Origin of the sequence: Nocardia sp. NPDC020380 (assembly GCF_044386975.1) — a bacterium.
In the GTDB taxonomy this organism is placed as follows: Bacteria; Actinomycetota; Actinomycetes; order Mycobacteriales; family Mycobacteriaceae; genus Nocardia.
In genome coordinates this window covers 105,807-119,758 of record NZ_JBIRVQ010000016.1, presented here as the reverse complement: position 1 = coordinate 119,758, position 13,952 = coordinate 105,807, and the positions used below count along the sequence as shown (strand labels likewise).

Sequence of the window (13,952 nt, the reverse complement as noted above, 5' to 3'; positions counted from 1 at the left end):
CGCTGCCGGCGGCAAGGCCATCCGTTTCGGCGCCCGCCCGGCGTGACAGCCGGACGGGCACCGAAGGCCACGGGCTTTCCTCCCCCGGCTGCTGCTGAGGCCGGGGCGGAGAGGTTGTCGTTTTTCAGAAGGGGTCGGCGGCGGCGCGGCGGATGACCTCGCGGGCCAGGGGGCCGTGGAGGGCGTCGATGGGGCGGCCGGGGAGGGATTCGTCCTCGGTGTAGATCCACTCGAGGATTTCTTCGTCGGTGTATTTGGCGTCGCGCATGACGGTGATCAGTCCGGTGACGTGCTTGGCGACCTCGCCGGTGGAGTCGAAGAACTCCTTGGGGATTCCGGCGACACCGTCGCGGCGGACGGCGAGGATCTGGTGGTCGCGCAGCATCTGATGCACCCGCGTGACCACCATGCCGAGCTGCTCGGCCACGTCGGGCAGCGGGATCAGGGTCACCGAGGCCGGTAGGACGTCTTCGCTGCAAGGAAAGGCACTCACCCGGATAACGGTAGTACCTCGTGGCGCTCCGGTCGCATCACACCCCGGCGCGACTACCATCGGGTGAGCCGCACCGGGCGGCGGGACGAAAATCGGAAGGGCAGCTGTTGATCGGCCAGATGCTGGAAGGGCGCTACCGCATCGACGCGCCGATCGCGCGTGGCGGTATGTCCATGGTGTTCCGGGGAGTTGACACCCGCCTGGACCGACCGGTCGCCATCAAGGTGATGGATCCGAAATTCGCTTCCGATCCACAATTCCTCACCCGCTTCGAACTCGAGGCCCGCGCCGTCGCCAAACTCAAGCACCCGTCCCTGGTCGCGGTGTACGACCAGGGCGTCGACGGCGAGCATCCGTTCCTCATCATGGAACTCGTCGAGGGCGGCACCCTGCGCGAACTGCTGCGCGAACGCGGGCCCATGCCCCCGCACGCCGTCCGCGCCGTCGCCGAACCCGTGCTCTACGCCATCGGCGTGGCGCACGCGAACGGACTCGTGCACCGCGACATCAAGCCGGAGAACGTCCTCATCTCCGACAACGGTGACGTGAAGATCGCCGACTTCGGCCTGGTCCGCGCCGTCGCCGAGGCGAAGATCACCTCCGACAGCGTGATTCTCGGCACCGCCGCCTACCTCTCCCCCGAGCAGGTCACCAGCGGTCACGCCGACGCCCGCAGCGACGTGTACTCCGCCGGCGTGCTCATCTTCGAAATGCTCACCGGCCGCACCCCCTTCACCGGCGACAATTCGCTGTCGATCGCCCTGCAGCGCGTCGAGAAGGACGTGCCCAGCCCGAGCCGGCTGATCAACGGCGTACCACCGGAATTCGACGAACTCGTCGCGCACGCCACCGCCCGCGAACCCGCGCACCGCTACGCCGACGCCACCCAGATGGCGGGCGAATTGCGGCGCATCGCACGGGAACTGCAGCTACCCGAGTACCGCGTGCCCGCCCCGAAGGAATCGGCCGAACACCTCAGCGCCAAATACCGGGTCACCCCCGCGCCGCCCGCCCCGCAACGGCAGGCCGCCCGTCCGGTCCCGGTCGGCGCCACCGACCTCACCACGCGACTACCCGCCGACGCGCCGACCGTGCATGTGCCGCAGCACAACACCAGAGTCATGACCGCGGCCCGCGAACTACCCACCGAGTACGTGCCCGAATACGCGCCGCCCGCCGGGCCACCGGGGTCGCCGCCCTACCGCGACGATCTCATCGAGGACCGTGGGAGATCCCGCCGCAAGGTCGCCATCTGGCTCGGCATCGTGCTGATATTGGCCATCCTGCTCGGCATCGGCGGCTGGTGGATCGGAGTCGGACGGTATTCCTCGGTCCCGTCCATCGCCGGGCTCGACACCCAGAAAGCCATTGCGACACTGCAGGATGCGGGCTTCAAGACGCAGACCAGAAACAAGGCCTCCGACATGATCCCGGTCGGCAATGTGGTCGGCACCGATCCCGCCGCGGGCACCAGAGTCGTGAAGGGTTCCACGGTCGCGGTACTCGTCTCCAGCGGCAAACCCACGGTCCCGAACATCACGCCCGGGCAGGACGTGAAAACCGTCGAACAAGCCATCAGAGACGCCGGGCTGACCCCCAGCGAGGCCGGGGAAATCGGCAGCACCGCCCCGAAAGGCACTGTCGCCAAGGTGGATCCGGCGCCCGGCACCGTCCTCCCCGCCAATGCCATGGTGCAGATCTACAAGAGCAAAGGCTCGCAACCGGTCAAGATCCCCGACGTACGCGGCAAGACCGAGGACGAAGCCCGGGCCGCCCTGCAACGCGCCGGACTCACCGTCGGCTCCACCAGAGCCGAATTCAACGACAGAGTCAAAGGCGGCGCGGTCATCGGCACCGATCCGGCCGCCGGGAGTTCCGCTCAATCCGGTGACTCGGTCGTCCTGATCACCAACAGCGGAGTCGAGATGCCGAACGTGCTCGGCGCGACCGTCGCCAATGCCCGCGCCAAACTCGAGGCTCTCGGATTACAGGTCAACGTCCGCCAGCTGGTCTCCAATGACGGTTCGGTAGTCGTCTCGCAGAGCACCGCGCCCGGCGGGACCGTCGAAACCGGCTCCACCATCACGATCGTCGCCTTGCCCTAGCACACATAGCGCACAGGAACCTCCGAGCCCGGACCGCAGATGCGGTCCGGGCTCTTTGCACGATGCCAAAGGCGACAACTGATTTCGCGCCGCCCGGGGTAACTCCCCGGGTACCCCCGAAATCGGTTCGGCAGCTACCGCCGGCACGGGTGCGCGTCAGCCAACGGCTCCCGGCCGCCCGCCGAAGTCTCGGAGAGGCGGAACAGCTACCGCAGCATCTCCGCGACGAGGAAGGCCAGTTCCAGCGACTGCTGGGTGTTCAGGCGCGGGTCGCAGGCGGTTTCGTACCGCTCCTCGAGGTTCAGGTCCGAGATGTCCTGCGCGCCACCGAGGCATTCGGTGACGTTCTCACCGGTGAGCTCGATGTGCAGGCCGCCCGGGTGGGTGCCCAGTGCGTGATGCACCTCGAAGAAGCCCTGCACCTCGTCGACGATGCGGTCGAAGTGCCGGGTCTTGTAGCCGGTGGACGCCTCGTGCGTGTTGCCGTGCATGGGGTCGCACTGCCAGATCACCTGGTGGCCGGTGGCCTGCACCTTCTCGATGATCGGGGGCAGTACGTCGCGGACCTTCTGATTGCCCATGCGGGCGACCAGGGTCAGGCGGCCGGGCTCGTTGTTCGGGTCGAGGCGCTCGACGTATTCGACCGCCTGGTCCGGGGTGGTGCCGGGGCCGATCTTCAGGCCGATCGGGTTGGCGATCAGCTCGGCCAGCGCGATGTGCGCGCCGTCCAGCTGCCGGGTGCGCTCACCGATCCACAGGAAGTGCGCCGAAAGGTCGTACAGCACCGGATCACCCGTGACCGGGTGCTCGCTCAGCCGCAGCATGGCGCGCTCGTAGTCGAGGACCAGCGCCTCGTGCGAGGCGTACAGGCGGGCACTGGACAGGTTCGGATCGTTGACGCGGCACGCCTTCATGAACGCGAGCGCGCGATCGATCTCGGCGGCCAGTTGCTCGTAGCGGGCGCCGGCCGGGGACTGCGCCACGAACTCGCGGTTCCAGTCGTGCACCTTGTGCAGGTCCGCCATACCGGCGGAGGTGAGCGCGCGCACCAGGTTCATGGCCGCCGACGCGTTCGCGTACGCGCGGACCAGGCGGGACGGATCGTGCTCGCGCAGACCGGCTTCCGCCACCAGCGAGTTCACCATGTCACCGCGGTAGGACTCGAGACCCAGCGAATCGAGGTTCGAGGAACGCGGTTTCGCGTACTGGCCGGCAATGCGCGCGACCTTGACCACCGGCAGGCTCGCACCGTAGGTCAGCACCACGGCCATCTGCAGCAGGGTGCGGATATTGCCGCGGATATGCGGCTCGGTGTTGTCGGCGAACGTCTCCGCGCAGTCGCCGCCCTGCATCAGGAAGGCCTCGCCGCGCGCCACCTCCGCCAGGCGTAGGCGCAGCTCCTCGACTTCGGCGGGGACACAGATAGGGGGCACGGATTCCAGCACCGTGCGCATATTGGCGGCCTGTTCGGGATCCCAGGACGGCTGCTGCAGCGCGGGGCGCGACAGGGCTTCGTCGAGGCGCCGACGCAGTTCGGCGGGCAGCGGAGGAAGTTCCGGCAGGCGATCGATCGGTACGTCGACGGTCCAGTTCACCCGTTCAGAATACGGATCGACCCACGTGACTTGGACCACCCCCAGGGTGTGGATCGGTCACACCGCCGCCCGCCGTCGATCCGCCGACTCACGCCGGATCGGCGGCACCTAGGCTGGAAGACCGGATGATCTGCCCGGATCGTCCCGCGCCCCGGCGCCGGGGGCCAGTGACCGGCGACCGCGAACAAGGAGTGGACCGATCTCGCTCAGGTACTTTTACGACTCGGAATTCATCGAGGACGGGGTCGTCATCGACCTCGTATCCATCGCCGTGGTGTGCGAGGACGGACGCGAATACTACGCCGTCTCAACCGAATTCGATCCCGAGAAGGCCGGGCCGTTCGTGCGCCGCAATGTGCTGCCCAAGCTACCGCCGCCGTCCTCGCCGCTCTGGCGCAGCCGCGAGAAGATCCGCGAGGACCTGTACCGGTTCCTGGTGCCGCGGCCCGGGGTCGAACCCGAATTGTGGGCCTGGGTGGGCGCTTACGATCACGTCGCGCTCTGCCAGCTGTGGGGATCCATGGTCGATCTGCCCAATGCGCTGCCGCGCTACACCAACGAGCTGCGCCAGCACTGGGAGCAGGCCGGACGGCCGCCGCTGCCGCCCATCCCGAAGGACGCGCACGACGCGCTCGCCGACGCCCGCCACAACTTCGCCAAGTTCGAGGCCATCGAGGCATACCGGCGGCGCCACGCCTCCTGACCCGAAAACGGAACGGGCCCTGTGAGACTCGGTCTCACAGGGCCCGTTCTCGTACGGGAAGGTCAGCCCGCCATGGTCTGCGGGATACGGTCCGCGTCGGGGCGGCTGCCCGAGGGCACGCCCTTCTTCAGGCTGGCGGCGTACACGTCGACGTACTCCTGACCCGACATGTTCATGAGCTCGTACATGATCTCGTCGGTGACGGCGCGCTCGACGAAACGGTTCCCGCCCATGCCCTCGTACCGGGAGAAGTCGATGGGCTCGCCGAACTTGACGGTCACCTGACGCGGACGCCAGCGGAACGGTCCGGGCGGGCACACCTCGTCGGTACCGATCAGCGCCACCGGGATCACCGGGACACCGGTCTCCAGGGCGAGGCGTGCCACACCGGTCTTGCCCTTGTACAGGCGGCCGTCGGGAGAGCGGGTGCCCTCCGGGTACAGACCCACCATGCGACCGTCCTCCAGCAGCTTGCGCGCGGTATTGAGGGCGGACTCGGCGGCATCGGCGCCGGAACGGTCGATCGGGTACTGGCCGGTGCCGGAGAAGAAGAACTTCTGCAGCCGGCCCTTCAAGCCGGGGGTGGTGAAGTATTCGGCCTTGGCCAGATACGTGATGCGCCGCGGGCTCAGCAGCGGAGTGAAGAGCCAATCGGTGAACGACAAGTGGTTGCCGGCCAGAATGACTGCACCCTTCGGGGGTATGTTCTCGACGCCTTCAACCTTGGGTCGGTTGATGAGGTGCATGAGCGGCCCCACGAGCACGAACTTCAGCAGCCAGTAGAACATCGTGTCCTTTCCCCTGTTTTCGATACCCGGGACCGGCCTCGTTGCGGGCACCACACTCAGTTGCCTACCCTACCGCCGAGACCAGCCGGTGACCAACCATCGGGTGCCTGTTCCGGCCGTTTCACGAAGCTTTAACCGGGGGAAATCGTGCGGGCCGCCGGGCGGCCGTGCGAGCGGGTGATCGGCGGGCCGGGAAATCTCACATATCGGACCGGAGACCGATAGGCATCCCACATGACAGGATCCGGGACCGGTCCGCCCGGCGACCCTCCACTCAGCGATGTGCGGGCGCCGGCCGGCCGTTCGTGGAACCGACCAGCGCCGCGCGCGCCAGTTCGGCCGCGCCGATCATGCCCGCCGCCTCACCCAGCTGAGCGACCCGGATACGCGACAGCCGGCGATGCCGGGCCCCGGTGATGGAGGCCGCGTAATGGTCGCGGGCATCGTCGAGGAACAACGGCGCCGAGGAGCTGACGCCACCGGCCACCACGATCAGGTCCGGATCGAAGATATCGCTCACGAACGCCAGGCCCAGGCCCAGCCAGCGCGCGAACTCCGCCATCACCTCGATCGCCAGCGGATCGCCGTCCTGCGCGGCGCCGGCGATGCGGCGCCCGGTCAGCGAACCGGGATCGCGGCGGGCCTCCCGCGCCAGCACCGTCGAACGGCCCGGATCGGTCGCCAGCATCTCCAGCGCCGTATCCACCAGAGCCGTTCCGCTGCAATACCTTTCCCAGCAGCCACGCTTACCGCAGGCACAGGCGCGGCCCTGCGGCACCACCTGCAGGTGACCGAGTTCCGGTGCCACACCGTAACTTCCGCGGTACAGCTGACCGCCGATGAGCAACGCGGCTCCGATACCGGTCCCGATCGCCACCAGCACCACATTGTGGCCACCGGCCGCGGCGCCGAACCGGTACTCGGCCCAGAGCGCCGCATTCGCATCGTGTTCCAGGATGACCGGCAGCTCCAGGCGATCCGTGAGCCGCTGCGCGACCGGCGCGTCCTCCCACGGCAGATGCGGCGCGAACCGCACCGTCGCCCGATCCTCGTCCACGAACCCGGCCACCGCCAGCCCGACCGCCCCGATCGGGTGGCGCTGGCACAACTCCCGCACCGCACGCGCCAGACCGTCTTCGAGGGCCCGCGCCGAATGCGGAGTCGGCGCGGTCACGGTATCGAGCACCTCGCCCGCACCGTCGACCACCGACGCACGAATATTCGTGCCGCCCACATCGATTCCCACCGTCAGCGGCACCCCATCACCGCCCGTCATGCCTTGATCGTCACATTGATCGGCACGTACCCGGGCTTCCTCCGCCCACTCTCGGGCCGGCGGGCAGCACCCGGGCCGTTTCCCAGCGAATCATCCACCGGCGCATCTTCCACACCGGCCGAACCGGCGGGCGCAGCGGGCGCCGCATGCCCGGATGCCGCATGCCCCGGCGCACCGGACGAATGCCCCTGCGCGCCTGCGAGAAACCGCGCGAACACACCACTCAGGCCCGCGCCGACGGACCGAGGCGCGGCGTCGGTGGATCCGCGCCCGGCCGAAGAGGATTCGGCATCCCCCGCACGGTGAGCCGCCGGTGCCGAGGCCTCGTGTCCGCCCGCAGTACCGGCACCGCGCCCGCGAGCAGCGGCATCGCCCTGCCCCGCACCGGTGGCGCGCCCTCGGCCCGCGGCGGAATCGCGTCGGCCCGCACCGGAATCACGCACCCCGGCATCGGCTTCCTGCTCGCCGGCAGCGTCGCGTCGTCGGCCCGCGCCAGTGGTGGCACCCTCAGCGGCCGCGGTGTTGTCACCCCAGTCGGCACCGCCCTGACCTGCGGCGCCGGTGCGGCGGCCGGTGGGATCGCCCTGGCTCGCGGCGGAGCTGCCGCGGGCGTTGGCGTAGGCATCGGCGAGGTCTTCGGCGAGGCGGCTGTGGGAATGGTGTTGCCAGGCTTGGTATTCGGCGGAGTCGGGGTCGAGGTCCGGGGGGATGACCGGTTCGACGGGGACGCCCGCGAGGGCTTCGCGGAGGACGGTGACTATGGCCGTGCCGTGGTCGGCGATGGCGGCCACCACATCGTGGTGCTCGCCGCGGACGATGGCCGCGGCGGCGCAGACCGGGCACCAGCTGCAGCTGTCCCAATCGGAGCGGCCGTCGGCGGCGGTGCGGCGCAGCACCGGTTCGACGCGTTCGAGGACGGCCTCCGCGAGCAGCTTGAGTTCCTCGGCGAACTCGCCGAGGTTGTCGTCGGGGTGGCCCAGACGCGGCTCACCGTGGGTGCTGGTCACTGCGGCCAGACCTGCGGGTCGGGCCGGAAACGGATCACCAGCTGATCGCCGTCGAGTTCGGCGGCGTCGACCGTGCACCGCCGCAATACCGGCGCCAGCCGCAGGCGGCGCCGAACCCCGTCCGCTCCCACGATCAAATCGTCCTCCACTCGTCCCAGCTGCAGGGTCGACGGGTCGACCACGGGCAGATGCATGCGCATAGCGAACACCGACTGCACACCCGCCCCCGATTCGAGCCGAACCACCGGCCCCGGGGCGGTGTACAGCACGCCGTCCGCATCTGTGCCAAGCATAGGGACAGGAGCCGATCCGACCCAGTCACCACTCGCGTCCACCGCGTACGACAGCGCCGAAATCGAGCTCAACCCCGCCGGCTCGGCCCCCGCATGCCCCACGACCTGCACCGGAACCCCGCGCAGAGACTTCCGCAACTGCCCGACCACTTCGAGCTGCTCGGCCCGCCGATTCCGATACCACTGCACCGCCGGATGCTCGGCCGTCCCGCCCACCGCCGCGAAGCCGCCGGACCCGGACCCGTGCCACTGCGCGCGATCGTGCAGGGGATCCGCACCGCGCGGCAGATCGCCGCCGTGGGGACCGCCGGGAGTACCGTAGCCGTGGGCACCCGCCGGATTGCCGAAATCGCCTGGCGTGCGCGCGGATTCATTCGGCGCGATGCCGAACTCGCGCGGTGCGGAGGTGGATTCGGCGGGGGCGGTGAGGTCCGGGAGGACCTTGTTGACCAGGACCGCGTCGAGGCGGAGGCCGAGGAGGGCGGCGGCGGAGACCACGCGGGAGGATTCGGCTACGGCCACGTGTTCCGGGGCCGTGACCAGGCGGGCGCCGGTGCGGGTGCGGTCGGCGAGGAGGTCCCGGGCGCCGGAGATGGCGTGGACTATCTGTTCGACGGCTACCGCCAGGACGGCGCGGCGGAGGTCGCCGCCTACGGTGATCATGGTCCGGGAGTGTTCGGGCCAGACGCGTTCCAGGTAGCCGAGCAAGGTGTCCGGTGTGGTGAGGATGCGGAGCATGTCGGCGGTGGGCGGGCAGTCGACGATGATGACGTCCCAGCGCTTTTCGGCGGCGTAGCGGGTGAGCTCGAGCAACGCCAGGAGTTCCTGGACGCCGGGGAGGCCGGTGACTTCGGCGGGATCCAGTGCGCCCAGGTCGATTCCGTGCTCGTGGCCGACGCCGGACAGCATGATCAGTACCTGCCGGAACCGATCCTCCAGCAGCGCAAGGGAATCCACCTCGATCACATCGAGACCGGACGCGACCGAGGCCACGCTGCCGGGCTCGTGCCGGAATCGGAAGCCGAGCGCGTCACCGAGCGAATGCGCCTGGTCCAGGGAAGCGAGCAGGACGCGTTGCCCGCAGCGCGCGTACGCCATGGCGGTCGCGCAGGCCAGCGTCGTCTTGCCCACGCCGCCCTTACCGATGAACAGCTCCACCCGGGTGGCGGAGCGTTCGGTGCCGCTGGTCAGTCTTCGACCCGTTTCTTGAGTTCCTTGAGCGCCGTGTCGGTGATGACCTTCTCGGCCTTGCGTTTGAACATGCCGATCATGGGGATGTTCAGGTCGACGGTGAGCTCGTAGACGACCTGGGTGGTGCCGTCGGGCAGGGCGATGCACTCGTAGGTGCCGTCCTGTGCCTTCTGCAGTTCACCGCTGACCAGCTGCCAGCTCACGGCCTTGCCGTCGGGCCGCCAGGTGTAGGACAGCGTGTAGGTGTCCTTGACGACGCCGGCGTCCAGCACGAAGCGTGCGGTGTGGGCGCGTCCGTCGGGGTATTTGTCCAGGACTTCGACCGAGCGGGCCGCGGAGACCCATTCCGGATACGACTCCAGGTCGGCGATGACGCCCATCACTCGATCCGAGGGGGCGTCGATCACGATCGACCGTTGAGTGCGATCGGCCATGGGTGACAACGCTTCCTTTCCAGGCTCTGAAGCCGGTGCGAGGGTGGAGGATACGAGATCGTGCGGTGCGGAACCTAGGCGTGAACGGGTGCGACGCCGGCCTTGCGACCGGCTTCCAGGCGCGCCTTGATCTCGAAGGACATCTTCTTGCCCGCGACGCGGCGGACCCGGTTGGCGGCCAGCAGGTCGCGTCCGGACATACCGCCGATGCCGCCGCGCGGTTCGGCGTGCAGGAAATAATGCAGGATGACGCCGTCCAGCATGGGTTCCAGCCAGGCTTCCATGGTGCCGTCCAGGGCGCCGGTGATCGTCCAGCGAATTCCCTTGTCGCCGCGGTCTTCTCGGACCTGCAACTGCAGATCGGGCCACCAGCCGCGCCACCTGGACCGATCCGCCAAGACCTCGCCGACAGCCACGCCGGGCGCGGCGATGAAAGTCTGATCGGCAACCTGGATACTGCTCACGGTGCTTATCTTGCCCTACGCGCGGCCTTCACCCTCACCCACACCGCGATCCCGCACCCACGGAGTTCAGCGCGCCGCGATTTCGAGGCACCACCGTCGAGGTTCGCGGCGCAAGCGCAGAGAGGTGGAGCGCTCGGTCTGGACTGAGTGAAGCGGAGGAGCGGAGGGAGGGAGGAGCGAGACTTTCAGCGCCGCGAACCCGCCCGGAGCGCAGCGGAGGGCAAATTAGGCACAGAGTTCGCGTAGTCGGCTGCCCATCAGGTCCCAGCGCCATTGCTGCTGGACCCAGGCGCGGCCGGCGTGGCCCATGCGGGTGGCGGCGTCGCGGTCGGCGAGGATGTCGACGATGGCGTCGGTGACCGCGTCGACCGAGCGGCCGCTGACGACCTTGCCGGTCTCGCCCTCGCGCACGGTTTCCGGGGCGCCGCCGGAATCGCCCGCGACCACGGGGACTCCGGTGGCGGAGGCTTCCAGGAAGACGATGCCCAGGCCCTCCACGTCGAGGCCGAAACCGCGGGTGCGGCAGGGCATGGCGAAGACGTCGGCGATGGTGTGGTGTGCGGCCAGCTCTTTCGAGGGCACGCGGCCGGTGAAGACCACATGGTCCGAGACGCCGAGCGCCTGGGCCATGGCACGCAGCTTCTGCTCGTAGGGCCCGCCGCCCGCGATCACCAGCACCGCGCCGTCGACGCGCTCGCGAATCCCCTTGATGGCGGCGATGAGCACGTCCTGCCCCTTGCGCGGCACCAGCCGCGACAGGCACAGCACGGTCGGCCGGTCCCCCAGCCCGTAGCGGGCGCGGAGTTCCTCGCGCGCGGCCGGATCCGGTTTGAAGGTCTCGGAATCGACGGCGGGCGGCAGGTATTCGAGCGCGGACTCCGCCCCGAAGGCCGCCGCGAACCGCCGCCGCGTGTATTTGCTGACGTAGGTGATGACATCGGTGTTGTCACCGATGGCCCGCAGCGCCTGCCGCGCGCCCGGCAGCATGGACCAGCCCACCTCGTGCCCGTGCGTGGAGGCGATGATCCGTTCGGCCCCGGCCTTGCGCAGGAACGGCGACATCAGCGCGAGCGGCGCCGCCGCCCCGAACCACACGCGATCACACTGCTCGTCGCGCAGCAGTTTCGCGGCGCGGCGCAACACCAGCGGGGTGGGCAGCATCAGCGTGGTGGGGTGGCGGACGACCTGGAACGGCTGGGCCGCATCGAACTTCCAGTGACTGTCCCCGCGCCAGCGTGGCGCGTAGACCACCAGCTCGTCGGGCGGCAGCTGCATGGTCAGCGCATGCAGATAGGACTGGATACCTCCCGGTCGTGGCGGGAAATCATTGGTAACCAGCAGAGTTCGCCCCATGGCACAAACCTACTGCACCCGTGATAGCCGGGAATCCTGGGCGCCGGAGGTCGGTTGGCGGCGCGGCCGAGGATTCCCGGCTATGGGGCCGGAGGCGGTGGTCAGGCGCCTGCGGCGGTGCGGGTCTTGATCCAGGTCTGCCAATGGCCGAGGAAGTCGGCATAGTTCAGGCCCAGGGTCTGCTGGAAGATCGTGTCGGTGGCGGCGCGGTCCTTCTTGCCGGTGGCGATCCGGTGATAGAGGTCCACGAGTTTGGCGTCGCCGAAACGGTCGGCGATGAAAGCGCATGCAGACCAGCCCTGTTCGTAGGCCGGCACGGCCTGGCCACCGGCGGGCCCGAACATGGCGTCGGCGGGCAGGTCCGCGGGAATGTCGCCATTGCGGGCGCGGGTGGTCAGGGTGGGTGCGACTTCGCTGATGGGCTGGTGCTTTCCGCGGTGGGCGGTGTATTCGGCGGCGCCTTCGAGCATCCACAGCGGTGAGCCGTCGACGGTGATCGCCCGGGTGGCGTAGTGGGTGAGTTCGTGCCGCAGCACCGAACGCAGCCCGTCCGCGCCGAGAATGTGCCCGGACGTCGAGCCGAAGACGACGCGTTGCCCACTGGGCTGGGTGCCGGGCCGGAACGGGTCCGCGACGGTGGCGGCCGCGACTTCGGTGGGCAGATCACCGGTTTCGTTGGTGAGGGCCGCGAATTCGGCGGGGCTGGAGGCGACCACCACGACGGGCGCCTGCGACCAGGCGGTCCCCCAGAGCCCGGTGACCGCCTCGGTGGAAGCGGCGAGTTCGCCCGCCAGCACATCGACATCGCTCTGGTGTGCGGGATGACCGAGGACGATGCCGACGTGACCGGATCCGATGTCGACGGTTTCGGCGACGATCTTCCCGTAGGAGGTCATGATCTGCCGGACCGCGGGCAGTTCGGGATCGGTGGCGACCGGCGCGTCCGAGGCGTGCAGGCCGGGCAGGACCGATTTCGGCAGCAGGAGCAGCGCGCCGCAGGCGGCGGTCAGCGCGCCCACCATGACCACCGTGGCGACGAACTGGAAGCGCCGGCGGGCTGCCAGCCAGCCGCGCACCTGCCGCAGAGCGGTCATCGCCACCTCGTGGTCATGGGCGCGGGCCCTCGATCAGAACCGTCGCGCCGAGTGGAAGGGGGTGGATCCCATCGGCGCGACCTGAACCGGGACGCCGAAGGTGGAGGCGTGCAACATCAGTCCGTTGCCAGCGTAGATACCCACGTGCGAAATGTCCGAATAGAAGAAGACGATATCGCCGGGCTGCAGGTCCTTCTCGTCCACCGGCGTGCCGTAGGTGGACTGCTGCTGGCTGGTGCGCGGCACATCCTTGCCGACCTGATGGAACGCCCACTGCACGAGGCCGGAGCAGTCGAACTGGTCGGGTCCGGTGGCGCCCCACACGTACGGGTCGCCGACGCGGGTGAGGCCGGCGGCGAGCGCGCTGGTGCCGCTGCCGGGAACCAGGCCCTTCAGCAGGGAATCGCGGTCGAATCCGGGCGGGAACATGGATCCGGCGAGCGCGGACTTGTCGCCCGCGGAGAGCTGACCCCAGGCGGCGATGACGCCGGCCATGGAACCTTGCAGCGCAGCGCGTTTGCTCTCCAGGTCGGCGCGGACCGCATCGGCCTGATCGCTGGCGGCCTTGGCGGCGTCGGCGGCGGCGCGAGCGGTGGTTTCGGCGGCGGTGGCCGCTTGCGTGGCCTTGAGGTATTGGCTCAGTTGATCGCTCGTGCGCGCCCCGACCAGGTCCACGATGGACATCTGGTCCAGCAGCTGTTGCGGTGAGCTGCTCACGAGCAGTGAGGTGAGCCGGTTGGTGCGGCTGCCGAGCAGGGCCGAGCTGGCGGCGCGGTCGACGACCGGCTGATAGCGCTTGACTTCCTGCTTGGCCGCGTCCAGGACGCCGGCGGCGTCGACCGCCTTCTGTTCGGCGTCCTGCGCGGCGGTGACCTTGGTGTCCAGGTCGGATTGGGCGTTCAGGGCCTGCTGGTTGAGCTGTTCGGATTGCCGTGACAGGTCGATCAGCCGCTGCACTGCTTCCCCGGCGTTGGCCGGTGCAGAGGCCGGATCGGCTGTCGCGGGCACGATTCCGTAGGTGCCGCCGACTATGACGAGGGCGCCTGCCGTTAGTGCACCACCTACGAGTCTTGTCGCGTAGTGACTCCGCGTGCGTTGACTCCGCGCTACCACCGTCTGCACAGTCCCGTTCTCTTACCCCGAGCTGGAAAGGAAG

General features: G+C 69.1%; 13 protein-coding genes. 2 read left to right on the top strand and 11 right to left on the bottom strand.

Translation table 11 applies throughout. The annotated features are described in order from the left end of the window. Positions 1-124 precede the first annotated feature (124 nt). Positions 125-493 (bottom strand): Rv2175c family DNA-binding protein, encoded by a 369-nt coding sequence (locus ACH438_RS36955; RefSeq protein ID WP_397014101.1) that lies wholly within the window; start codon positions 491-493, stop codon positions 125-127. A 119-nt stretch (positions 494-612) separates the two neighbouring features. Here ACH438_RS36955 and pknB point away from each other — a divergent pair, with 119 nt between their 5' ends. Then, positions 613-2,598, top strand: a complete 1,986-nt coding sequence (gene pknB / locus ACH438_RS36950; RefSeq protein ID WP_397014271.1) for a Stk1 family PASTA domain-containing Ser/Thr kinase — start codon at positions 613-615, stop codon at positions 2,596-2,598. 206 nt (positions 2,599-2,804) lie between these two features. On the opposite strand, the gene ACH438_RS36945 is transcribed toward pknB, so the two are convergent. Next, positions 2,805-4,193 carry a class II 3-deoxy-7-phosphoheptulonate synthase gene (locus ACH438_RS36945; RefSeq protein WP_397014099.1) on the bottom strand — a complete coding sequence of 463 codons (1,389 nt, stop codon included), beginning with the start codon at positions 4,191-4,193 and terminating at the stop codon, positions 2,805-2,807. A gap of 199 nt (positions 4,194-4,392) precedes the next feature. Between ACH438_RS36945 and ACH438_RS36940 the strand changes: the two genes are divergently transcribed. Then, entirely contained in the window at positions 4,393-4,896 is a 504-nt protein-coding gene (locus ACH438_RS36940) for a polyadenylate-specific 3'-exoribonuclease AS (RefSeq protein WP_397014269.1), read from the top strand. 62 nt (positions 4,897-4,958) lie between these two features. Here ACH438_RS36940 and ACH438_RS36935 read toward each other — a convergent pair whose 3' ends face one another. The 9 genes from ACH438_RS36935 to ACH438_RS36895 all read right to left on the bottom strand — a co-directional run bounded on the left by ACH438_RS36935 (position 4,959) and on the right by ACH438_RS36895 (position 13,909). Beyond that, positions 4,959-5,684 (bottom strand): lysophospholipid acyltransferase family protein, encoded by a 726-nt coding sequence (locus ACH438_RS36935; protein ID WP_397014097.1) that lies wholly within the window; start codon positions 5,682-5,684, stop codon positions 4,959-4,961. A 274-nt stretch (positions 5,685-5,958) separates the two neighbouring features. Next, a complete protein-coding gene (locus ACH438_RS36930) occupies positions 5,959-6,960 on the bottom strand; it encodes an ROK family glucokinase (RefSeq protein ID WP_397014095.1) in 1,002 nt (333 codons plus the stop codon). Next, complete coding sequence (locus tag ACH438_RS36925; RefSeq protein ID WP_397014093.1) at positions 6,957-7,967, bottom strand: hypothetical protein; 1,011 nt, start codon at positions 7,965-7,967, stop codon at positions 6,957-6,959. The genes ACH438_RS36930 and ACH438_RS36925 overlap by 4 nt, the downstream gene beginning before the upstream one ends. Further along, positions 7,964-9,418 (bottom strand): ArsA family ATPase, encoded by a 1,455-nt coding sequence (locus ACH438_RS36920; protein ID WP_397014091.1) that lies wholly within the window; start codon positions 9,416-9,418, stop codon positions 7,964-7,966. The genes ACH438_RS36925 and ACH438_RS36920 overlap by 4 nt, the downstream gene beginning before the upstream one ends. Positions 9,419-9,447: 29 nt before the next feature. Further along, positions 9,448-9,885 (bottom strand): SRPBCC family protein, encoded by a 438-nt coding sequence (locus tag ACH438_RS36915; protein WP_397014089.1) that lies wholly within the window; start codon positions 9,883-9,885, stop codon positions 9,448-9,450. 74 nt (positions 9,886-9,959) lie between these two features. Then, positions 9,960-10,349 (bottom strand): polyketide cyclase / dehydrase and lipid transport, encoded by a 390-nt coding sequence (locus ACH438_RS36910; RefSeq protein ID WP_397014087.1) that lies wholly within the window; start codon positions 10,347-10,349, stop codon positions 9,960-9,962. Positions 10,350-10,574: 225 nt separating this feature from the next. Next, positions 10,575-11,702: a glycosyltransferase family 4 protein gene (locus ACH438_RS36905; protein WP_397014085.1), complete on the bottom strand. Its 1,128-nt coding sequence runs from the start codon at positions 11,700-11,702 to the stop codon at positions 10,575-10,577. A gap of 101 nt (positions 11,703-11,803) precedes the next feature. After that, a complete protein-coding gene (locus tag ACH438_RS36900) occupies positions 11,804-12,796 on the bottom strand; it encodes a hypothetical protein (RefSeq protein ID WP_397014083.1) in 993 nt (330 codons plus the stop codon). Between the two features lie 33 nt (positions 12,797-12,829). Beyond that, positions 12,830-13,909: an NlpC/P60 family protein gene (locus ACH438_RS36895; protein ID WP_397014081.1), complete on the bottom strand. Its 1,080-nt coding sequence runs from the start codon at positions 13,907-13,909 to the stop codon at positions 12,830-12,832. Between the last annotated feature and the right edge of the window lie 43 nt (positions 13,910-13,952).

Excerpts from the sequence above, each read along its gene's own strand:
- pknB (WP_397014271.1), top strand. The coding sequence starts at position 613 with ATGCTGGAAGGGCGCTACCGCATCGACGCGCCGATCGCGCGTGGCGGT.
- ACH438_RS36900 (WP_397014083.1), bottom strand. The coding sequence starts at position 12,796 with ATGACCGCTCTGCGGCAGGTGCGCGGCTGGCTGGCAGCCCGCCGGCGC.
- ACH438_RS36915 (WP_397014089.1), bottom strand. The coding sequence starts at position 9,885 with ATGGCCGATCGCACTCAACGGTCGATCGTGATCGACGCCCCCTCGGAT.
- ACH438_RS36935 (WP_397014097.1), bottom strand. The coding sequence starts at position 5,684 with ATGTTCTACTGGCTGCTGAAGTTCGTGCTCGTGGGGCCGCTCATGCAC.
- ACH438_RS36905 (WP_397014085.1), bottom strand. The coding sequence starts at position 11,702 with ATGGGGCGAACTCTGCTGGTTACCAATGATTTCCCGCCACGACCGGGA.
- ACH438_RS36930 (WP_397014095.1), bottom strand. The coding sequence starts at position 6,960 with ATGACGGGCGGTGATGGGGTGCCGCTGACGGTGGGAATCGATGTGGGC.